Source organism: Duganella sp. sic0402, assembly GCF_019219065.1.
In the GTDB taxonomy this organism is placed as follows: domain Bacteria; phylum Pseudomonadota; class Gammaproteobacteria; order Burkholderiales; family Burkholderiaceae_D; genus Rugamonas.
This window is the reverse complement of sequence record NZ_JAHUWK010000020.1, coordinates 1-21,192: the sequence shown is the minus strand read 5'-3', so window position 1 is coordinate 21,192 and position 21,192 is coordinate 1. Positions and strand designations below refer to the sequence as shown.

Below are 21,192 nucleotides of genomic sequence, written 5' to 3'. Positions count from 1 at the left end.
TCATCATGAAAAAATGGCGACTATCCGCAGCGGGCGTGCTGGCGGCGAACTTGCTGGCCGCCGCCCTGCTGACGGCATGCGGCGGTGGTGGCGGCGACACGGTGGCGATCACTACTCCGCCACCGACGACCACACCGCCAACGCAGGAACCGGGCATGCCTACGCTGAGCGGCAACGGCGCCAACGACGGCTATGTCTGGATCAATTACCGGCGCGCCCAGGTCGGCGTGGCGGTGCTGTCGCGCAACAGCCTGATCGACAAGGCAGCGCAGGGCCATTCGGATTATCAACGCATCAACAATACCATCAGCCACCAGCAGACGGCCGGCCTGCAAGGCTACACCGGCGCCTCCCTGAGTGACCGCCTGACCGCCGCCGGCTACCGCACCACGGCGCCGTCCGCCATCGGCGAGGTGATCTCCGCCACCAGCAACACCTCCGGCTTCTATCAGGCGGAGGAGCTGATCACCGCGATCTACCACCGCTATGTGATCTTTGACCCGCGCTTCCGCGAAATCGGCACCGGCTCGGCCACCGTTACCGGCGGCTATACCTATTTCACCGCCGACTTCGGCGCCAGCGGCGGCTACAATGCGCTGGGACGCGGCAATATCGCCACTTATCCGATCAGCAACCAGACTAGTGTTCCTGTCAATTTCTATAGCGACACGGAAGCGCCCGACCCGGTGCCGGATCAGAACCTGGTCGGCTATCCGGTCAGCGTGCACGCGGACGGCAGCGGCAGCGACACCATCGTGGTGCGCAGCTTTACCATCACGCCGCGCGGCGGCACCGCCCTCAGCACCCGCCTGCTGAGCTATGACGCCGGCACCAACAACAGCGTGCGCAATGCCGCCGCCATCATCCCGCTGGCGCCGCTGGCGGCGGCCACCACCTACGATGTCAGCTTCAACGGCACGGTGGCCGGGGTGGCGGTCAGCCGCAGTTGGTCGTTCACCACCAAATAAAGTGTGTACTCTGTTATGGTAGCGGCTATGACCTCAACCAGTCCGCCAGTCTCAGCCGCTCCTACCGGGGGCCATGTTTTGCAAGTGGAAACCGGCTTGCAGCAGCTGATGGGCGACCGCGACCTGTATCTGCAGATACTGCGCCGTTTCCGCCAGCGCTATCCGGACAGCGGCTGCCAGGCGCGCAAGGCCTTCGACGACAACGAACCCGGCCACGCGCAGCGCATCATCCACACTTTGAAGGGTGCGGCCGGCATGATCGGCGCGCAGCAGGTGTATCTGCTGGCGTCGCATCTGGAGCCGCTGTGCGCCGGCCCGGCGCAGGTGTGGTCGGCGCCGCTGGCGCAGCTGGAACAAGCGCTGCGCAGCCTGATCAGCGTGATTGACGAGGTGCTGGATGGCGATCCGCAGCAGATCCTGGCGGCGCAAGCGCCCACGGCAATGGAACCGGCAATGGTGCCGGAAACGCGCATGCTGCTGTTGCATCTGATGCGGCTGCTGGATGAAGGCGATGGCGCGGCGATCGATGTGCTGGAGCAATCGGCGACGGTGCTGGCGGCCAGCCTGGGAGTAGAAGTATTTCAGGAAGTGACGGAAGCGGCGCACCAGTTCGATTTTGAAGCGGCGCTGGCCAGCTTGCGGGCGGCGATGGCGTAATGCTGGCCGACGGCTAGCGGGTGTATTCCTTTTCTTCGTCAAACGCGTCGGCGCATTCCTTGTCGCAAAAACGGCGCACATTGTCCAGCGGCTTTTCGCAATACCAGCAGGCGCCCTTGGGCGGCAGCATGTGCCGCGCGCGTACCGGCGGCGTCGCCGGTGCGACGCCGGGCGGCCTGCCGGCCCCGTCGTCGGGGATGCTCTCTTGTATCGGTTCCACGATCCTCTCCTTCCAGGCCAAGCTAGGCTAAGTTGCAAGATTACTTCAGCGGAATTGCCACGAACATGAGATTTCTCAACGGTTGCCTGAAACCGCATGGGCGTTTGCGACAATCAATAATAGCAGGATAAATGCGGCCGCCGCTGCGGCAGAAAAGAACGAAATATTTTTCAATGAAAAAGGTGGAAACGATAGTTGATGCAAGCTGCGCGGCTCGCCTTATAATCGTGACACGTTTATCCTTCCTGTCAGGAAAGCACGCATGTCTGAACCCGGCACTTCCCCGTCCAGCCCTTTGTCCGCGCGCGTGCTCGGACTTGCCCAGCTGGGCTTGATCGTCATCGACGCCAACCTGCACATCGTCATGTGGAACCAATGGATGGCCAGCCGCTCGGGCCGCTCGGCGCAGCGCGTGACCGGCCAGGACTTGTTTGATTTATATGGCGAGCTGCGCGGTCACCGGCTGGAGCAGGCGGTACTGAGTGCGCTGCAAAGCAATCTGCCGCAGCAGCTGTCGCCGACGCTGAATCCTTCGCCCTTCCCGCTGTATCCGGCTGGCAGCTGGGGCGGCGAACGGGTTGAACAGCAGGTGTCGGTGACGCCGTTCAACGAAGGCAAGGAACGCTACTGCCTGATCGAAGTCAGCGACATCAGCACCATCGTCGGCCGCGAGCGCCAGCTGCGCAGCCAGGCCGAACAGCTGCGCGCGCAATCGTATGTGGACGGCCTGACCGGCATCGCCAACCGCCGCCACTTCGACGTGGCGCTGGACCGCGAGCTACGGCGCGCGATCCGTAACGAAGGCCAGCTGTCGCTGCTGCTGATGGACATCGACTCGTTCAAGGCCTATAACGACCACTTCGGCCACCAGCAGGGCGACGCCTGCCTGACGCTGGTGGCCGAAGCATTCGCCGCCAGCCTGCAGCGCCCGGCCGACCTGGCGGCGCGCTACGGCGGCGAAGAGTTCGGCGCGGTGCTGCCGGACACCAGCGGCGAACAGGCGGCGCTGGTGGCGGAAACCATCCGCGCCCGCATCGCCTCGCTCAACCTCAAACACTCGCCGGCGGCAACCCGGCCGCACGTCACCATGAGCATCGGCGTGGCCACCTTCGACAAAGACCATCTGGCCGACGCCGCCGCCATGCTGGCCGCCGCCGACAGCTGCCTGTACGCCGCCAAGAAAGCCGGACGCGACTGCGTCATTGTCTACCAACATCAACAGGAGAATGCAGCATGACGTTACGTAGCGCCCTGACCGCGGCGGCCTTGCTGGCTGCCTCCCACACCTATGCCGCACCGGTGGCCTGCACCGGCCAGGCCCCGGCCGGCGAACTGAGCGCCACCCGCATCGCCGCCGCCAACAGTACCCGCAGTGAACCGGGCCTGTACGAAGGTCCGGTGTGGATCAAGGATGCGCTGTACTTCTCCGACTTCACCTTCGGGCCGGGCTTCCCGTCGCGTATCATGAAGCTGGATGCCAGCGGCAAAGTCAGCGTGGCGATCGACGACAGCGGCAGCAACGGCCTGGCCACCGATGGCGCCGGCAACCTGCTGGCCGCCACCCACAAGTACAAATCGGTATCGCTGTACACGCTGGACGGCAAGCGCAGCGACGTGGTCGGCAAGTTCGACGGCAAGGTGTTTAACTCGCCGAACGATATGGCGCTGGCTGCGGACGGCACGCTGTACTTCAGCGATCCCGACTTCCAGCGCGCCGCCGCACCGGGCGGCCAGGACAAGACCCGCGTCTACCGCGTGGCGACTGACGGCAAGATCACGGTGGTGGACGACACGCTGAAAAATCCGAACGGCGTCTCGCTGTCGCCGAAGGGTGATGTGCTGTACGTGAACGGCATGGTCGGCGAGCACGGCGTGCTGCGCGCGTATGCCATCGTGAACGGCGTGCCGCAGCAAGGCAAGGACCTGGTAGAGAAGCTGGGTATTCCCGACGGCATGGCGGTTGACTGCTACGGCAACATCTACGTTACCGAACACACCGACAAACGCCTGCGCGTCTTCACCCCGGAAGGCAAACAGATCGCCACCATCAAGGTCGACGCCAACGTCACCAACGCCGCCTTCGGTGGCGCCGACGGCAAAACCCTCTACATCACCGGTGCCGGCGCCGTCTGGCAAATCAAACTCGACGTCACCGGCTCGCCGTACTAGACAGCAGAAAACTCCGGGTCAAATCTGACATGAGCACATGAGCTCGTGGGTCAGATCTGAGCTACCCCGGTTTTTATTTGCCAATACAGAAGCGGCTGAAGATGACGCCGAGCAGGTCGTCGGAAGAGAAGGCGCCAGTGATGCTGGACAGCTGCACTTGCGCAAGGCGCAGTTCTTCGGCGAACAGGTCCAGCGACTGGTCGTTCTGCGCCGCGTGCTCGCCGGCGCGCGCCAGATGGGCGCCGGCGTTTTTCAGCGCAATCAGGTGGCGCTCGCGCGCCAGGTACAGCGATTCGCCGGTCTGCTGCCAGCCGGCGATGCGCAGCAGTTCCTTGCGCAGCAGATCGATCCCCAGGTGGCTGTTGGCCGACAGGTAGATGTGGGTGGCGTCGTCCATCGCGTCCACCGCCGGCTTGTGGCCCGACAGGTCGATCTTGTTCCAGATGCGCAGCACCGGCACGCCCTGCGGGAAGGCGGCCATGATGTTTTCGTCGGCGCGCGACGGGCCGTGGTCGGCGTCCAGCAGGTGCAGGATCACGTCCGCCTTGCCGATTTCGCCCCAGGTGCGCTCGATACCGATCCGTTCCACCACGTCCACCGCCTCTTCCGGCGCGCGGATGCCGGCCGTGTCGATGATGTTCAGCGGGATGCCTTCGATCTGGATGGTTTCGGTGACCTTGTCGCGGGTGGTGCCGGCGATCGGCGTGACGATCGCCACATCATTCCCCGCCAGCGCATTCAGCAGCGAGGATTTGCCGACGTTGGGCTGGCCGACCAGCACCACGTTCAGGCCCTCGCGCAGCAGCGCGCCCTGGGCCGCCTGGCGGAACACTTGCTCCAAAGCGTCAACAATGCCCTTCAGTTGCCCACGCGCGTCGGATTTTTCCAGGAAGTCGATTTCCTCTTCCGGGAAGTCCAGTGTCGCCTCGACCAGCATGCGCAGGTTGGTGACGCTGCCGACCAGCGTGTTGACCGTCTTCGAAAACGCGCCAGACAGCGACTGCGAAGCCGATTTGGCCGCCGCCTCGGTGGAGGCGTCGATCAGGTCGGCCACCGCCTCGGCCTGCGCCAGGTCGAGCTTGTCATTGAGGTAGGCGCGGCGCGTGAATTCACCCGGCTCGGCCAGCCGCAAGCCGATCTCCTGGCCCGCTTCCAGCACCCGTTGCAACAGCATTTGCAGCACGATCGGGCCGCCGTGGCCTTGCAGCTCCAGCACGTCTTCGCCGGTGTACGAATGCGGCCCTTTGAACCAGATGGCGATGCCCTGGTCGATCATGGCGCCGTCCGCCTGGGTGAACGGGATGTAGGTGGCGTGGCGCGGCTTCAGCGCGGTATCGCCGAACAGCGCGGCGATCAGCGCCTGCAGGTTTTTGCCGGAGGCGCGCACCACGCCGATGCCGCCGCGCCCCGGAGCGGTGGCAATCGCGGCGATAGGGGAAGAGTCGATGTTCATAGTCGGATTGTAGGGTAAAAAAAAAGCCCGCGATCAACGCGGGCTTGGGTGTTGTTGCTTTTTAAGCCTTGGCAGGCTCGGCCACGCCGTATTTCTTGGAGATCACATACTGCTGTCCGATCGACAGCACGTTGTTCACCACCCAGTACAGCACCAGGCCGGACGGGAAGAAGAAGAACATCACCGAGAACGCCAGCGGCATGAACAGCATCATCTTGGCCTGCATCGGATCGGCCGGCGCCGGATTCAGCTTGGTGGTGATGTACATCGAAATCGCGTACAGCACCGGCAGGATCGCATACGGATCATGCTGCGCCAGGTCGGTGATCCAGCCCAGCCACGGCGCGCCGCGGATTTCCACCGCCGACTGCAGCACATAGTACAGCGCGATGAACACCGGCATCTGCACCAGGATCGGCAGGCAGCCGCCCAGCGGGTTGATCTTCTCGGTCTTGTACAGTTCCATCGTGGCCTGGTTCATCTTGGCCGGATCGCCCTTGTAGCGCTCGCGGATGGCTTGCATCTTCGGCGTCACCAGCTTGATCTTGGCCATGCTGCGGTAGCCTGCCGCCGACAGCGGGAAGAACAGCAGCTTGATCAGGATGGTGAAGGCAATGATGGTCCAGCCCCAGTTGCCGGTCACGGTGTGGATGTGCTCGATCACCCAGAACATCGGCTTGGCGATCATCGCCAGCCAGCCGTAGTCGCGCACCAGCTCCAGGCCAGGCGTGACTTTTTCCAGCAGCTGCGCTTCCTGCGGGCCCGAGAACAGGCGTGCGCTGTTGGACACGGTAGCGCCCGGCGCCAGCGTACCCAGCGGCTGCTTGACGCTGATGCCGTAGACGTTGGTGTCGATCTTCTCGGTGGTGATGTCATGCATCAGCTTAGGCTGAGGAATGAAGGCCGAGACGAAGAAGTGCTGCGAGATCGCGATCCAGCCGTTGTCGGCCTTGGTCACGTGGTCCTGCGCTGCCGGCTGGCCGGTCTTGGCGGCTTCCTGCGCGGCTTTTTCCAGTTTCTCGAATTGCAGCTTCTCGTAGCGCTTTTCGTCCGTGTACATGGTCGGACCGGTGTAGCTGCTGTTGAAGAAGGAGTCGCCGGCCGGCTTGTTGCCGTCGTGCGCCAGTTGCAGGTAGAGCTGCGGCGATACCGGTGCGGCGCCGGTGTTGGTCACGTCATGGCGCACATCGACCACGTAGTCGCCGCGCTTGAAGGTGAAGGTCTTGGTCAGCTTGACGCCGCCCGATTCCGATTCCAGCACCAGTTGCACCTGGTTGGCGTCGTTCAGCATGCGCGGGCCTGGCTTGGCCACGAAGCCGCTGGTGTGGTTAGGCAGGTCTGGCGCGCCGATCAGGCCGGTGCGGCCCAGATAGGTCTTGCCGGTGCCGGCGTCCACGTCGAACAGCACCACGTTCTTGCTGTTGTCGCCTGGCTTGCACCAGTCGAACAGGCCAAAGCAGCCGCCGAACCAGCCCGGATGGCTGTTCTCTTTGTACTTCAGCAGTTCCAGGCGGCGGATCACGCCGCCCTGGGTATCGATATCAGCACGTACCACGTCGGTGGTGATGGTGATGCGTTCGGCCTTGAACGGCACGGCGTCAGCGGCGCCGGCGCTTGCAGCGGCTCCCGGCACGGCGGCAGCGGCGGCGCTGGCGGCGGCCGGCACGTCGGTTTTCTTCGCCTCAGGCGCCTTGGCGGCCGGTGGTGGCGGCGCGAACATCGATGGATGGCCGTTCGAGACTTGCCAGTTGTTCCACAGAACAAACAGCGACACCGCAAACACGATCCACAGGATAGTACGTTTATTGATATCCATTAGGTATTTTCAGGAGTGGTTGCAACCGCAAGCGGTCGATGAAGAATGGGTTTTGCCATCGGCCGGCGGAACCGGATCGTGCCCGCCAGGGTGCCACGGATGGCAGCGGCACACGCGTTTGGCAGCCAGCCAGCTGCCCTTGGCGGCGCCGTGCACTTGCAGCGCTTCCAGCGCATAGTTCGAGCAGCTCGGATAAAACCGGCAGCTCGGCGTCATCATCGGGCTGATGGCCAGTTGATAAAAGCGCAGCAGGAAGCGGAGCACGGTTTTCATGGCGACCTAGATGGAGGCGGCGGCGATGAAGGCAAGGCCGGCGCGGCCAATTTGGCCTGCGCGGAGAACAGGCGCGCCAATTCCAGCCGCAAGGCTGCTTTCAGCTTTGCAGTGGTGGCGGGTCCGTCCTTGCTGTTGACCGGTTTGGCCAGGCGCACCACGCAATCGATGGGCGGCAGGCCGGTGACGCGGAACAGCTCGCGGGTAACGCGCTTGATGGTGTTGCGGGTGACGGCACGCGGCGCAAAGCGCTTGGCCACCACGACCCCCAGCCGCGCATGCGGCAGTTGGTTCAGACGGGTGTACAGCACGAAGTGCGCGCTTTTTTGGCTGGGGCGCAAACGAAAAACGGATGAAAATTCATCCGTTTTAACGATACGCCGAGCGCGCGCGAAGTCGTGTGAACCCTCGCCTGTCGAGCCGCTGTTAATGCAGCTGTCCACGCGTTCAGCTAACAAGCAGATGGCTTATACAGCCAGACGCTTGCGGCCTTTGGCGCGGCGTGCGTTCAGCACTTGGCGGCCACCACGGGTAGCCATGCGTGCGCGGAAGCCGTGGGTACGCTTACGGCGTACAACGGAAGGTTGGTAAGTACGTTTCATGTTGGTCTCGCTTAAAGCAGAAAAAAATGCAAAATCGGGTCAGACGGCCCGTCAGTTTTTGGTGCCAATGACACTTCGCGCACCCATGCCAACGCTATCCGGCACAAGCTGGGTCCATCTCATCGCCCGCTAAATCCTCGCTACTCCATATTGATATCCATGTGAAGAAACAAGGAATACGGGCGGGGAACCCTGAATTATCAGCATTTCGGCCTCGCTTGTCAACAACCAAGCACCCCGCCCCGGTGCGCCGGCCACGCCGCCGGCATGAAAAAATCCTGCCGCGCCTGTGGATAACTTGGGCGAGCGAGAGTAGAATAGCGCGTTACGTGTGAAAAACTTCAAAGTTGCCCACACCCTTATACAGTAAGAACACAGATAGTCGATTCATGGAAAATTTCTGGCAGACCTGCTCCGCCCAGCTGGAGCTGGAGCTGACGCCGCAACAATTCAGCGCCTGGATTAAGCCGCTTATCCCCCTCGATTACGAGGCGGGCAAGCTGCGTATGGCCGCACCCAACCGCTTCAAGCTGGATTGGGTCAAAACCCAGTTCGCCAGCCGCATCACTGCGCTGGCCTGCCAGTACTGGGAGCAGCCGATCGAAGTGCAGTTCGTGCTCGACCCGCGCCTGAACGCACCGAAAAAGCCGACCGCCACGGTCGCGCCGGTGCCGGACGTCAACGGCGGCGCACCGAGCAACAATGCCCGCATGGCCGACCAGCCGCCGCCGTCGGTGCCGGAAATGCCGGCCTCGGCGCAGCCGCGCCGCGAGCAAAGCCGCATCAACACCGACCTGACCTTCGACAGCTTCGTGACCGGTAAGGCCAACCAGCTGGCGCGCGCCGCCGCAATCCAGGTGGCGAATAATCCGGGCGTGTCGTACAACCCGCTGTTTTTCTACGGCGGCGTCGGCCTGGGTAAGACCCACTTGATCCACGCAATCGGCAACCAGGTGATGGCCGACCAGCCGGGCGCGCGCATCCGCTACATCCACGCAGAACAGTACGTTCGCGACGTAGTGACCGCTTACCAACGCAAGGGTTTCGACGATTTCAAGCATTACTACCACTCGCTGGACATGCTGCTGATCGACGATATTCAATTCTTCGGCGGCAAGAGCCGCACCCAGGAAGAATTCTTCTACGCGTTTGAAGCGCTGATCGCCGCCAAGAAGCAGATCATCATCACCTCGGACACCTATCCGAAAGAGATCACCGGCATGGACGACCGCCTGATCTCGCGCTTCGACTCCGGCCTGACGGTGGCGATCGAGCCGCCGGAACTGGAAATGCGCGTGGCGATTCTGCTGAAAAAAGCCAAGCAGGAAGGCGTCACCTTCTCGGACGACGTGGCCTTCTTCGTCGCCAAGCACCTGCGCTCCAATGTGCGCGAGCTGGAAGGCGCGCTGCGCAAGATCCTGGCCTATTCGCGCTTCCACGGCAAAGACATCACCATCGACATCGTGAAAGAAGCGCTGAAAGACCTGCTGTCGGTGCAGAACCGCCAGATCAGCGTGGAAAACATCCAGAAGACGGTGGCCGACTTCTTCAACATCAAGGTGGCCGATATGTACTCCAAGCGCCGGCCGGCGAATATCGCCCGTCCGCGCCAGATCGCCATGTACCTGGCCAAGGAACTGACGCAGAAGTCGCTGCCGGAGATCGGCGAACTGTTCGGCGGCCGCGACCACACCACGGTGCTGCACGCAGTGCGCAAGATCGCGCTGGACCGCACCAAAAACCCGGAGTGCAACCACGAATTGCACGTCCTGGAACAGACGCTCAAGGGCTAGCATGAGGCAGGGTTTGGCTTTATCATTTAGTTAAACCTGTCCGCCTGCTCACAAGGCAAAAAGTATTGAAACATCGTTAATTTTTACTGAGGATATTCTATGCAATTGGTCAAAACCACCCGAGATACGCTACTCCGGCCACTGCAGATCGTGAGCGGTATTGTCGAGCGTCGGCACACTATGCCGATTCTGGCCAATATCCTCATCCGCAAAGAGGGCGAGAGCGTATCCTTCCTGTCGACCGACACCGAAGTACAGATCACCACCAACGCCGAAATCGGCTCCGGCGCGGAAGTGACCGGCACCACCGTGGCCGCGCGCAAGCTACTGGACATCCTGCGCGCGCTGCCGGAATCGGGCGACGTCACCATCACCCTGCAGAACAAGCGCCTGGCCGTACAGTCGGGCAAATCGCGCTTCGCGCTGCAAACCCTGGCGGCCGAGGAATTCCCGACCGTGCAGCAGGCCGACAGCTACAGCGCCAGCGTCACGCTGCCGCAGAAAACCCTGAAGCACCTGTTTAACATGGTGCACTTCTCGATGGCCCAGCAGGACATCCGCTACTACCTGAACGGCCTGCTGCTGGTCCTGGACGGCAATAACGTGATCGCCGTGGCCACCGACGGCCACCGCCTGGCCTTCTGCCAGGTCGAAACCGAACAGTCGTTCGCACGCCAGGAAGTGATCATCCCGCGCAAGACCATCATCGAACTGCAGCGCCTGCTGGAAGAAAACGACGAGCCGGTGCAGCTGGACATCGCCGCCAACCAGGTCAAGCTGACCTTCGCCGACATCGAGCTGATCTCGAAACTGGTGGAAGGCAAGTTCCCTGATTACACGCGCGTGATCCCGAAGGGCTACAAAAACGAATTCATCATCGGCCGCGATGAACTGCTGCGTTCGCTGCAACGCGCCGCCATCATGACCAGCGACAAATTCAAGGGCGTACGCTGCATCATCACGCCGGGCCTGATGAAAATCAGCTCCACCAATGCCGACCAGGAAGAGGCAGTGGAAGAACTGGAAATCGACTACGGCGGCGACAGCGTCGACATCGGCTTCAACGTCACCTACCTGCTGGATGTGCTGAACAACCTGAAATGCGACCAGATCAATGTCGCGCTGGGCGATTCCAATTCGTCGGCGCTGATCTCGATCCCGGACAATGCCGACTTCAAGTACGTCGTCATGCCGATGCGCATTTAAGCCTCACCGTTCACCGCACCTTAGTCATCGAATTTAGAGAAAGCAGCACATGTCCGAAGAGAACGCAGCACCAGTACCAAAGAACGAAGAATACGGCGCCTCCTCGATCCAGATCCTGGAAGGTCTGGAGGCAGTCCGCAAACGTCCCGGCATGTACATCGGCGACACCTCGGACGGCACCGGCCTGCACCACCTGGTGTTTGAAGTGCTGGACAACTCGATCGACGAATCGCTGGCCGGCTATTGCACCGAAATCCACGTCACCATCCACTCGGACAACTCGATCTCGATCACCGACAACGGCCGCGGCATCCCGGTCGGCCTGAAGATGGACGACAAGCACGAGCCGAAACGCTCGGCTGCCGAGATCGTGCTGACCGAGCTGCACGCCGGCGGCAAGTTCGACCAGAACTCGTACAAAGTCTCGGGCGGTCTGCACGGCGTGGGTGTGTCCTGCGTCAACGCGCTGTCGAAACTGCTGCGCGTCACCATCCGCCGCGACGGCAAGGTCCACCAGATGGAATTCGCGCGCGGCGTGGCGCAGAACCGTGAACTGGAAACCCGCGACGGCGTGCTGGTCTCGCCGATCAAAGTCATCGGCGAAACCGACAAGCGCGGCACCGACGTGCACTTCTGGGCCGACGAAGAAATCTTCACCCACGTCGAATTCCACTACGAAATCCTGGCCAAGCGCATCCGCGAACTGTCGTTCCTGAATAACGGCGTCAACATCAAGCTGACCGACCAGCGCACCGGCAAGGAAGAACTGTTCGCGTTTGAAGGCGGCACCCGTGGCTTCGTCGAATACATCAACAAAGCCAAGACCGTGCTGCACCCGACCGTGTTCCAGGCCACCGGCGAACGCCAGTCGGACCAGAACACCACCATTTCGGTGGACGTGTCGATGCAATGGAACGACGCCTACAACGAACAGGTGCTGTGCTTCACCAACAACATCCCGCAGCGCGACGGCGGCACCCACCTGACCGGCCTGCGCGCGGCGATGACACGTGTCATCAACAAATACATCGACGAGAACGACTTCGCCAAAAAGGCCAAGGTTGAAATCTCCGGCGACGACATGCGCGAAGGCCTGACCTGCGTGCTGTCGGTCAAAGTGCCTGAGCCGAAGTTCTCCTCGCAGACCAAGGACAAGCTGGTGTCGTCCGAAGTGCGCGGCCCGGTCGAAGAGATCGTCGCCAAGACGCTGTCCGACTACCTGCAGGAAAAACCGAACGACGCCAAAATCATCTGCGGCAAAATCGTTGAAGCGGCGCGCGCGCGCGAAGCGGCCCGCAAGGCACGCGACCTGACCCGCCGCAAAGGCGTGATGGACGGCCTGGGCCTCTCGTCGAAACTGGCCGACTGCCAGGAACGCGACCCGGCGCTGTGCGAACTGTACATCGTCGAGGGTGACTCCGCAGGCGGCTCGGCCAAGCAAGGCCGTGACCGCAAATTCCAGGCGATTCTGCCATTGCGCGGTAAAGTGCTGAACGTGGAAAAGGCGCGCTTTGAAAAAATGCTGTCGTCGGAACAGATCACCACGCTGATCGCCACGCTGGGCACCTCGATCGGCCCGGACGAATTCAACGTTGAAAAGCTGCGCTACCACCGCATCATCATCATGACCGATGCGGACGTCGACGGCGCCCACATCCGCACCCTGCTGCTGACGCTGTTCTACCGTCAGATGCCGGAACTGGTCGAGCGCGGCCACATCTACATCGCCCAGCCGCCGCTGTACAAAGTGAAGGCCGGCCGCGACGAGCGCTACCTGAAGGACGATGCCGAAGAAGCCGGCTACATGATGAACGTGGCGCTGAACACCGCCGTGCTGACCCCGCGCGAAGGCGCCGAGCCTATCCAGGGCGAAGCGCTGGGCGAACTGGTACGCCAGTTCAACCTGGCCAACGTCATCATGACGCGCCTGACCCGCGTGATCGACCGCGCTGCGCTGACCGCCATCATGACCGGCGTGACGCTGGACATGGGCACGCTGGAAGCGGCGGAAGCCTCGGCCCGCGCGCTGGAAAGCAACATCAACGACATCGCCGTCAAAGTCAGCGTGCGTTCGGACGAACTGAACGAAAAACACGCGCTGTGGATCGAGCGCATGCACCACGGTAACGTCAAAGTCAGCACCATCGACGCCGACTTCGTGCTCAGCGCCGACTACCGCGTGCTGGCCGAAGCAGCAGCCACCTTCACCGGCCTGATCGGCGAAGGCGCCTACGTGCGCCGCGGCGAAGGCGAGCGCACCAAAGAATCGGCCGTGACCGACTTCCATCAGGCGATGCAATGGCTGCGGGACGAATCGGAACGCGTGGTATCGAAACAGCGCTACAAAGGTCTGGGCGAGATGAACCCGGAACAGCTGTGGGAAACCACCATGGACCCAACCGTGCGCCGTTTGCTGAAGGTGCAGATTGAGGACGCGATTGCTGCGGACCAGATATTCACTACGCTGATGGGGGATGATGTTGAGCCGCGCCGGGCGTTCATTGAGACCAATGCGCTGCGTGCGGGGAATATCGACGTTTAAGTATATATCCTCAGTTCCCCTCATCAAAAAGCCAACCAATGTAGGATCTCAAAATACTTGAAATAAATCTCAATATTTGAAATCACAGCGGCCCTAACAAAGGGCCGCTTTTTATTTTAGGATTCCGAGAAAAATCAATACAGAAGTTAAGCTCTTGCCCAATTTTCCACACAGAATTCATGGTAGCTGCTGGAGTTGTCATCAAAAAGGTCGCTGTACTTAGATAAGCAAGCCCTGCGCGACAAGTTGGCCGCTATGCGGTCCATAACAACCACGTTGCGGCAAATCCGGGAATACGTTCGGATCAATCACACGCCCACGGACCGGAGAAATTGCTGCTCAGTGACGTGGTAAAGCGCAAACTCTCCCTTTTTCTGCGCTTGAACTACCGGTGTGCAAGCGGACATCGTGGCAAGATAAAAAATGTGTCCCTCAATGTTGAAGTACACGTACGTGCGCGAGCGCTTCCACTTCTCAATAAATTGCTTGCTGCGGCCATACCAGCTCATCGAATAGAAAGTAGATCCCCCGTACTCGAAAGGGGACTCCCTGCTAAATGAACACCGAAACGATATTGCATTGAAATTAGTTTCACTATGGATGTGGATGAGCCAGAACATGCGACCGCGCGCAGAATAAAATACTTCACGCGCATCGCGCTCTTTCTCCGAAATTGCGGAGTGCTGTAGTTCGACAGTGGTACCAACGCAACCGGGTAGTTGGAGAAAGACATCTGCCCTATGGCGTTCTTGCGTTGCGTGATCAATCATCGGAACCTCACGTGAGTGCAGTGGAAATTTCTCCTTCCACGCCAAGTGCCACTCCCCCTCGGGCTCGCTCCAGGGATCACAGTCACCGGCCTTGTGCCGCCAATGAGCTTTGTTATCTTGCGGGACAACTGCGAGCAGCTCGCCCGCGCAGCAATTGCAAACGGTGCGTTCTCCTGTAGCGATCGGCTGGCGATAAACATTGCCAATCCATGCGTAGAACATTGTCTTCTCCGGCCAAGTAGCGTCTACGTGGGGCTCGCTGGAGCGACTGCGCCCAAAGAGCCACCGTTCAAGCGCTTGGTGTGATATCGCTGAACTAAAAAGGCACTTACTGCAGCAGCAGATGTGTTGATCAGCCGCGCGTAGTGTTCGTTGATTATGTAAGCACCGGGCTCCTTTCCGTGTGCAGTTCCAAAATGAGTTCGTAACGCACCAATACCTTGACAAATGCTCTTGATGCCGCCAACTACAGATTTGAGGTCTTGATCGGCCTCCTCGTCTTCTGACAGACCAAGTGCCTTTTCGCATTCGCCAATCAAACTAGTCATCACTTGTTTCGCCGGCATCGGTATGCCAAGGCCCGCCAAAATATGCTTACAAATCGACTCCACATAGCTGCTGCTCTTTGTAATCGATTCGGCCGGGTCGACTGTTATCTTGTCGTGCGCATCCTTCCAGGCTTTGACCAGGTTTGAGTCGAACGACTGCAGAGTTTCTACGGCGTCGGTGTGCACCTGAATTGTTTGAAACTCAAACACTTTTGTCAGTCCCGAAATCGAGACATCGGTCGATGCGATTAACGAATCGAGAGCAAGCTCCAGACGAGAGGTAAGAATGGCGATATTTTCGGGTATTGCCAGCTTTTCAAGCCACTCCGGTGAAGTTTTAGCGAGGGGACACAAACTGTATTCTTGTTCCTCCTCTGGCACGCCGTTAAACGACTCTTGGCGATCTTGTTCTGTACTTCTATATGCAACCCTCAGGGTACTATCCGAGAAAGACAAATAGCCATAAGTGCTTTCGTCAAATGCATACTCCTCAAGTGTTACGTCGGGCGTATGAGCTCTGATATCGAGTCCGTCGAAAATCTCCGCCAGGTTTCTTTCTAAATCAAACAGATGAGTCGTCAAAGCGCCGCGCTTCGACTTCAACGCTTCAGTTTTTTGGCGCAACCGGTCGAGTGGCGTACTCATAGAATTCTATTTCAGAAGAGGGTCGCGGAACCTGCGGAATGATTTGTCGCTGGACGAATCTGTACTAAATGACATATCGTTTGTACAAAGATATTCTGACACCGAACCTCAATGCGTTACAAGCCGTCAATGGCTGCAGCAACGGCAATAACATGCAACAGAGCGAGGCGGCCATATCCGCCAATGGGGTTTTGAGACATTTACCCAGGGAACTGCGCCGAAAAGTAAAAAGGCCCTGCAATGCAGGGCCTTCAATAGATGGGGGCTTGAGCCATTAGGAATTTGTAGCTAGGCTACTGCATCCGGCCGGGTCGCGCCCCGCTTAGACGTTTGGTCAACATTTAGTCAACACACAGAAAATAATATACACGCTATGCTTCAATTTGTCAACCGACGTGAAAATATCGCAGTAGTGCGACTACTGGAATTTTTGTCCCCCTTCCGTCCCTGGTATCGCTCACTCTGGGGAGTCGGCGTTATTCTCGCTATGGAAGAACTGTTTGAGGCTTGTGCTGCCATGAGACAGGGGCACCTAAGTGACGCAGCCATCAAACGCATGGCATCCGCGCTACAGCGGCGCGTCGGCGCACACCCCGCGTTCACGGATCAAGAAAAAGTATTCCTGCGCGAACAAGTACAGCAAGTGCCACGTGCGGAAGGCGCTGCACATTTTGGTATCCGCGATCTTTCAAGACTAGTCGCCGCCGACTATCTAACTCGGTGGGGACACTCTGTTGCGGCAAATAGATTCACACCAGAACACTTTGGCCGCAGCGTGGCAGCTCACCTGCTCGACGCCGGGTTTTCTGGCGTGTATCTGCACAACTTCGTAAAGAGCCGCTTAAAATCTGCAGCGCCGATCACGCTGCCTCAGCTATGCGAAGAGTTGCAGAACGAAGTGAATGCTAGTCCACGGCGAGAGTTTGAGGTACTCTTGGCTTTTGCGACTGTGCCAAAGTTCCCAAATGGTTTGCCTCAGACCTGGCTACAGGGACCTGAGATTACCGCCTGGCTGAAAGAGAATGGATTTGACATTGCCGGCGTTCGCGCGCAGGCGGCACTAATTCTAAAGGTCCAGGCCCGCGATATATACGGTGCCGCGCAAGCGGCACGCAGCGAATCGGACCGCTATGCTGCACGTTCTCTCATCGCAATGGCCGAGCCGCTGAACCGCGTACCATGGCTTTGGGTCAAGGGGGCTGGGGCACCTGCATCCCTCAAGGAAGATGCTCGCGGGGTGGGAGTTAAAGAACTGTTCCGCGAGGACCGCGTATTCTCTCCTGACGCAAGTCACAGCGTGGATGCTGCTTTGGAACTCTTAGCGCACCTGGAAGGCAGTTCCCCGCCTGCAGCAATTGCGGGTGGCTGGGGGGCGATTGAGGGGCTGCTTGCCGATCCGAGCGACCGAGCTTCAGCTGCCGATAATCTTGCGACGCTGGTCACTTGTTCGTTTCCACGTGCTGAGCTGACCGCTTTGTCGTATAAGGCGCAGGGCGCTCATCCTCAGGTTTGCAGCGATATAGCCAACGCTCAGACCAACCGTGATCGATGTCGCGTTCTAGCGCAACTCATTATCGATGGCGCTTTGCCCCGAATGCCTTCAGTTACGGATGAAGCGGCTGTTGATCGCCTCAGGAAGCTATTGGGCAATCCAGGTCCTGAATTGAAGACGATACGTGACGCCATCGGTGAATCCTTCCATCGACTGTACCGCCAGCGAAATCTCATCCTCCACGGAGGGCGCCTGGACAGCGTGGCTCTAGAAGCGAGCCTACGAACAGTAGCCAAACTGGCGGGTGCTGGCATGGACCGTATTACGCACGGCCACTACGTGCAGAACCTTAAACCAATGGAGCTTGTTGCAAAGGCCAACCTTGGAATTGCCTTGGCCTCCCGCGACAACGTTCTCGATTGCGTCGACCTTCTGGAAATCAATTGCCCCCCAACTCAAGGAAAAAAACGTGAATACCTTTAAATGCCTTAGCCTCGGTCTTGGCATTGTTGGACTGGTTACGGGAGTCTATGCCGCGTATTTGTGGAACATCGCGAGCAAGATCCCCGTCACTCCGACCCACCTTCAATTTGGCGGCATAGAGCCACTGGACCAAGCCATGTCCAACGCACAGTGGATCGTCGGGCTGCTTCAATCAATCAAACAATCCGGCATTTTCAATCAACGGGCGGCCAAGTGGACTGCGGCTACTGTACTATTTGGCAGTGCCGCGAGTTTCCTTGGCTTGCTCTCTTAAGTAGCGGTCCGCTCCCAGTTGCGGTACGTTACTTCGAGCCCGCCATACAATTAATTCGGCAAATGGGCTTCTGCTCACCTCTCGAGAAACAATCAAGTTTGGCACCACCGGGACGAATGCCGCAGTTGCATACTACTTGCTTACTGTCTTCGACCTGGTAAGGAGTTTCAAAAGCGTCGAAAGCGATTGCTGCGGCGCCCCGCACGAACACCAATGTTTATTGGTAAGTGTCTGTTCAAAGACGTCTTGAGTGGATCGGCAAATTAATCGATGATGGCATCACCCCGCTGGGAAGCCGCCTTATCTCAACGGGCTACGGGCAGATTGCAGTTCCAAGGCAAGAAATCATCTATATAAATCGCCAATCGACCTGGAGACTCACGCACTTTCTGTTGTGATGGCGTATTGTGGCGGATCATGTAAATGGATTTTTCCGGTATTAGCCAGGTTACTCCTTCAGCCATGTCTTCTTAATGCTCGCGAAGTCCGGATTGGTCCATTCCTTCTTCCACAGCTCGAAATAGGGTATGTCGCTCGACGATGGCTCCGGAGCGCACTGGTGGATTTTCACGAGCGAGGGCATAACGACGGATTCGCCGATCAGCAGCGCTTCCCCGGCCCCGAGCGTGGGTAGCTTGTCGCTCAGGTTACCGAGCGTGTCTGGAAGCAGGCGCGCGACGTAGCTCTGGTCGCTCGGGTTGGTTAGGCGCATCGCCAGGAAGTTGCTGCACTGGGAGAAGATCGTTTCGGAGATTTCCGACGGGCGCTGGCTCGAAAGCAGTAGCGTGACGCCGTATTTCCGGCCTTCTTTCGCAATCCGCTCGATGGACATCTTCGATGCTCGATATTTCGCGAGCTCGCTGTTGGGGACGTACTTGTGGGCTTCTTCGTACACGAGCAAAATAGGTACGTCGTTGTTGATCTTCTGTCCCGCTCCGCTCCGCAGTATCTTGTAGTAGTAACCGTACTCGAACAGTATACGGGAGATGAGCGATACCGTGATGCTCAGAACCTCGAATGGCACGCCGCTCAGGTCGATGACAGTGACGTTCGACTTGGTCCCGCCGTAGCCGAGGAGGGCCTGCAGAGTTCCTTCGAGCGTCGCCGAGTCGGCGGCGGATCCGAACAGGAAATTCAGGCGATCCTGGGATACTTTCGACTCGAACCGCGTGTAGAACTTGTCTAGCGTGCCGTCGGCGTAGTCTCCCTTGGTGATGCTCTGCGCCTTCGAAGCGTGGAATTCTAGTCGGCCCTCGAAATACATCTTCAGTCGATCTACTGCCGAAAGTTGCAATCCGTGGCTTGCATCTGTCTTGCCTTCGGCAAGGAGAGTGTACGAGCCATCATTGACCATGTAACGCGACTCGTTTTTCGCGTTTATGGTTTCGCTCTTAATGTTGTACAGTGCGTTTAGCACCTCCTGGATCTTGAACTGCAAGGGGCTGTCATAGAAGACCGATGGGGCAACCGGGTTGTGTTTCCGCTTGTTCTCCGTGACGAGATTTCGGAAGACGGACGACTGATTGTAGTTGTCGCGTTCTCCGGTATCAAGCAGGACTTCCTCCAGTTCCTCGCTGTTCAGTAGCCAATATGGAAGGTTGAGATTGCTTATGTCCAGGAAGTTCGCGTCCGGAAAGGCCGTCTTGTATTCGGAATGGATGTCAAAAATGACGACGTGGGAGTTGTTGAGCGAATAGCCTCCGTCTTTCGCGGCTACCGCCTTTTGGACGATGGACGAAATGGTGTGCGACTTGCCAGCACCGGTCGAGCCGACGACGGCGATGTGCTTGTTGAAGAACTTGTTGCCGTCCACCGGGATGCTAATACCGGCATTAGCTGCCAGCGCGCAGAAGGTGAACTTCTTGTTTGGCTCGACCGATTCATCAAAGATCTTCTTGATGTCCTCCTCCGTCGCCGGCACTACGCCCGTCGGTGGGATGGTTAGGGTGTCGCCTCCACGAATGAATTTCCCTTCACGGATGATCCCCAGCGGCAATGCCTCGATGACGTGGCGGCGTTTGTCTTGATCCGTCACCTCGATGCAGAAATTCTCTATGATCGCGATCAGGGCGCAGTCTTCGTTGTCGGTGATCTTCAGGTAGGAGCCAACCTTGATGGGTTCGCCGCCGGAGAAGGCAGCGATGTCCTCGACCGAAATCTTCACCTTATCGGGGAAGACGGCGATCACTTCTGCGTGGGTCTTGTTTTCGGTTGACATATTAGATGGCTCCGTTAATGAAATACACCGTGTCGGTTTTTATCCTGTTGTGTGGGACGCCGGTCGGCACCGTAGCTGGGTCTAGCGATGATGTCTTGTAGAAGTCGAATATCTCCATAGTCGATCCTGCAATTTCCGCTGCGACCTGGCGAAGCTGCGAGGGGGCTCCAATGAATTTCAGCTTCGTCAGGTCGTCCTTGGTTGGAGGCCGCGCCAGCCGTGCGGCCGAGAACTGGGCCCCGTCGAAGGCGTGTCCGTCTGAGAGCTCAATGCCCTGCGCCAGCAGGTTCTCCTTCAACGAGATCAGTTCTGCAGGGGATACGCCTGACAGCAGGACGTATGGGCAGAACCTGTCGGCCTGGATAGTGCGCGTGTTCTCGACGTGCGAGAAGCGGTTGCCTATCTTGACGAGCAGTTGCGTCAGGTTCGACAGGTCGAATTCGGATGCGGCGTCCATTGCAAAAACGCGAGCAGACTTGGGGACTTTCGTAGTCGACGGAAAGCGGAAGTGCTTCTTCTTGACCGAGCGCGCGTAGTGTTCGTCGCCGAATTTCTTCCGCAGCCAAGCGCTGAATACCGGTTCCTTGCGATTCACTTCAGCGATGAACCTGGCCTTCGTGATCTTCCGGTCTGTCACGTCCGCCTGGATCGCCAGCGACTGGACCACGTTGATAGCGTTGGGGTAGTAGAAAGCTTCCGCATCCTCCATCTGGCATCCCGGAATCTGCGCCTGCAGGAGGCGTATGACCTCGCCTTGCTGGTCGTCATAAGACTTCGCGTTGACGTCTATTTCGAGGAGCTTGAGGAAGCCTTCAAGTTCGGGGGCACCGATCAAGAGCTCAGAGTGCATCTCATGCGTGACGCCCTTGTGCGTGTAGGTGAGCAAGTGCTTCTTCAGGAACTCGATGTCGAGATTTGCGGGAAGCTTGTCCTGTCTGTAGTGGTCAACCCATCCCGGACACTACGTTAAGTTTTTCTTCGGTGACGGCCGGCGCCAATCCTTCATTGAACTGATGTGGCCGTATCCAGTTATACCGGTGCATCAGATAGTGGCTGATGTCCC

General features: G+C 59.1%; 19 protein-coding genes. 9 read left to right on the top strand and 10 right to left on the bottom strand.

What is annotated here, in order from left to right; genetic code table 11:
• The first annotated feature begins 5 nt into the window (after positions 1-5).
• Positions 6-968, top strand: coding sequence for a CAP domain-containing protein (locus KW842_RS26770; protein ID WP_218307201.1), 963 nt, complete (start codon positions 6-8; stop codon positions 966-968).
• An 84-nt stretch (positions 969-1,052) separates the two neighbouring features.
• Positions 1,053-1,625: an Hpt domain-containing protein gene (locus tag KW842_RS26765; protein ID WP_373925242.1), complete on the top strand. Its 573-nt coding sequence runs from the start codon at positions 1,053-1,055 to the stop codon at positions 1,623-1,625.
• Between the two features lie 13 nt (positions 1,626-1,638).
• Here the strand turns inward: KW842_RS26765 and KW842_RS26760 are convergent, their stop codons facing one another.
• Entirely contained in the window at positions 1,639-1,845 is a 207-nt protein-coding gene (locus tag KW842_RS26760) for a hypothetical protein (protein WP_218307198.1), read from the bottom strand.
• A gap of 262 nt (positions 1,846-2,107) precedes the next feature.
• Between KW842_RS26760 and KW842_RS26755 the strand changes: the two genes are divergently transcribed.
• Positions 2,108-3,082 (top strand): sensor domain-containing diguanylate cyclase, encoded by a 975-nt coding sequence (locus KW842_RS26755; RefSeq protein WP_218307197.1) that lies wholly within the window; start codon positions 2,108-2,110, stop codon positions 3,080-3,082.
• Complete coding sequence (locus KW842_RS26750; protein WP_218307195.1) at positions 3,079-4,014, top strand: SMP-30/gluconolactonase/LRE family protein; 936 nt, start codon at positions 3,079-3,081, stop codon at positions 4,012-4,014. Before KW842_RS26755 ends, KW842_RS26750 begins: the two co-directional genes overlap by 4 nt.
• 73 nt (positions 4,015-4,087) lie before the next feature.
• On the opposite strand, the gene mnmE is transcribed toward KW842_RS26750, so the two are convergent.
• The 5 genes from mnmE to rpmH all read right to left on the bottom strand — a co-directional run bounded on the left by mnmE (position 4,088) and on the right by rpmH (position 8,158).
• Positions 4,088-5,467 carry a tRNA uridine-5-carboxymethylaminomethyl(34) synthesis GTPase MnmE gene (gene mnmE, locus KW842_RS26745; RefSeq protein WP_218307194.1) on the bottom strand — a complete coding sequence of 460 codons (1,380 nt, stop codon included), beginning with the start codon at positions 5,465-5,467 and terminating at the stop codon, positions 4,088-4,090.
• A 61-nt stretch (positions 5,468-5,528) separates the two neighbouring features.
• Positions 5,529-7,283 (bottom strand): membrane protein insertase YidC, encoded by a 1,755-nt coding sequence (gene yidC / locus KW842_RS26740; protein WP_218307193.1) that lies wholly within the window; start codon positions 7,281-7,283, stop codon positions 5,529-5,531.
• Positions 7,284-7,292: 9 nt separating this feature from the next.
• Positions 7,293-7,556 (bottom strand): membrane protein insertion efficiency factor YidD, encoded by a 264-nt coding sequence (gene yidD / locus KW842_RS26735; RefSeq protein WP_218307192.1) that lies wholly within the window; start codon positions 7,554-7,556, stop codon positions 7,293-7,295.
• Positions 7,553-7,987: a ribonuclease P protein component gene (rnpA, locus tag KW842_RS26730; RefSeq protein ID WP_218307214.1), complete on the bottom strand. Its 435-nt coding sequence runs from the start codon at positions 7,985-7,987 to the stop codon at positions 7,553-7,555. The genes yidD and rnpA overlap by 4 nt, the downstream gene beginning before the upstream one ends.
• Before the next feature lie 36 nt (positions 7,988-8,023).
• Positions 8,024-8,158 (bottom strand): 50S ribosomal protein L34, encoded by a 135-nt coding sequence (gene rpmH / locus KW842_RS26725; protein ID WP_040378179.1) that lies wholly within the window; start codon positions 8,156-8,158, stop codon positions 8,024-8,026.
• Between the two features lie 389 nt (positions 8,159-8,547).
• Here rpmH and dnaA point away from each other — a divergent pair, with 389 nt between their 5' ends.
• From dnaA to gyrB, 3 genes are all read left to right on the top strand, one after another.
• Positions 8,548-9,951 carry a chromosomal replication initiator protein DnaA gene (gene dnaA / locus KW842_RS26720; protein WP_218307191.1) on the top strand — a complete coding sequence of 468 codons (1,404 nt, stop codon included), beginning with the start codon at positions 8,548-8,550 and terminating at the stop codon, positions 9,949-9,951.
• Between the two features lie 99 nt (positions 9,952-10,050).
• Positions 10,051-11,157, top strand: a complete 1,107-nt coding sequence (gene dnaN, locus KW842_RS26715; RefSeq protein ID WP_218307189.1) for a DNA polymerase III subunit beta — start codon at positions 10,051-10,053, stop codon at positions 11,155-11,157.
• Positions 11,158-11,206: 49 nt separating this feature from the next.
• On the top strand, positions 11,207-13,699 hold the full coding sequence (gene gyrB, locus KW842_RS26710) for a DNA topoisomerase (ATP-hydrolyzing) subunit B (RefSeq protein WP_218307188.1): 2,493 nt from the start codon (positions 11,207-11,209) through the stop codon (positions 13,697-13,699).
• A gap of 308 nt (positions 13,700-14,007) precedes the next feature.
• Here gyrB and KW842_RS26705 read toward each other — a convergent pair whose 3' ends face one another.
• Both KW842_RS26705 and KW842_RS26700 read right to left on the bottom strand, forming a co-directional pair.
• Positions 14,008-14,691, bottom strand: a complete 684-nt coding sequence (locus KW842_RS26705) for a hypothetical protein (protein ID WP_218307186.1) — start codon at positions 14,689-14,691, stop codon at positions 14,008-14,010.
• 23 nt (positions 14,692-14,714) lie between these two features.
• Positions 14,715-15,662 (bottom strand): abortive infection family protein, encoded by a 948-nt coding sequence (locus KW842_RS26700; protein ID WP_218307185.1) that lies wholly within the window; start codon positions 15,660-15,662, stop codon positions 14,715-14,717.
• Positions 15,663-16,149: 487 nt separating this feature from the next.
• Between KW842_RS26700 and KW842_RS26695 the strand changes: the two genes are divergently transcribed.
• Positions 16,150-17,637, top strand: a complete 1,488-nt coding sequence (locus KW842_RS26695) for an integrase (RefSeq protein ID WP_229223927.1) — start codon at positions 16,150-16,152, stop codon at positions 17,635-17,637.
• Positions 17,624-17,911, top strand: a complete 288-nt coding sequence (locus KW842_RS26690; RefSeq protein ID WP_218307182.1) for a hypothetical protein — start codon at positions 17,624-17,626, stop codon at positions 17,909-17,911. Before KW842_RS26695 ends, KW842_RS26690 begins: the two co-directional genes overlap by 14 nt.
• A 448-nt stretch (positions 17,912-18,359) precedes the next feature.
• Here the strand turns inward: KW842_RS26690 and herA are convergent, their stop codons facing one another.
• Both herA and KW842_RS26680 read right to left on the bottom strand, forming a co-directional pair.
• The gene (herA, locus tag KW842_RS26685) at positions 18,360-20,129 is read right to left on the bottom strand and encodes an anti-phage-associated helicase HerA (RefSeq protein WP_218307180.1); all 1,770 of its coding nucleotides are present in this window, start codon (positions 20,127-20,129) and stop codon (positions 18,360-18,362) included.
• Between the two features lies 1 nt (position 20,130).
• Entirely contained in the window at positions 20,131-21,015 is an 885-nt protein-coding gene (locus tag KW842_RS26680) for a hypothetical protein (protein ID WP_218307179.1), read from the bottom strand.
• Positions 21,016-21,192 lie beyond the last annotated feature (177 nt).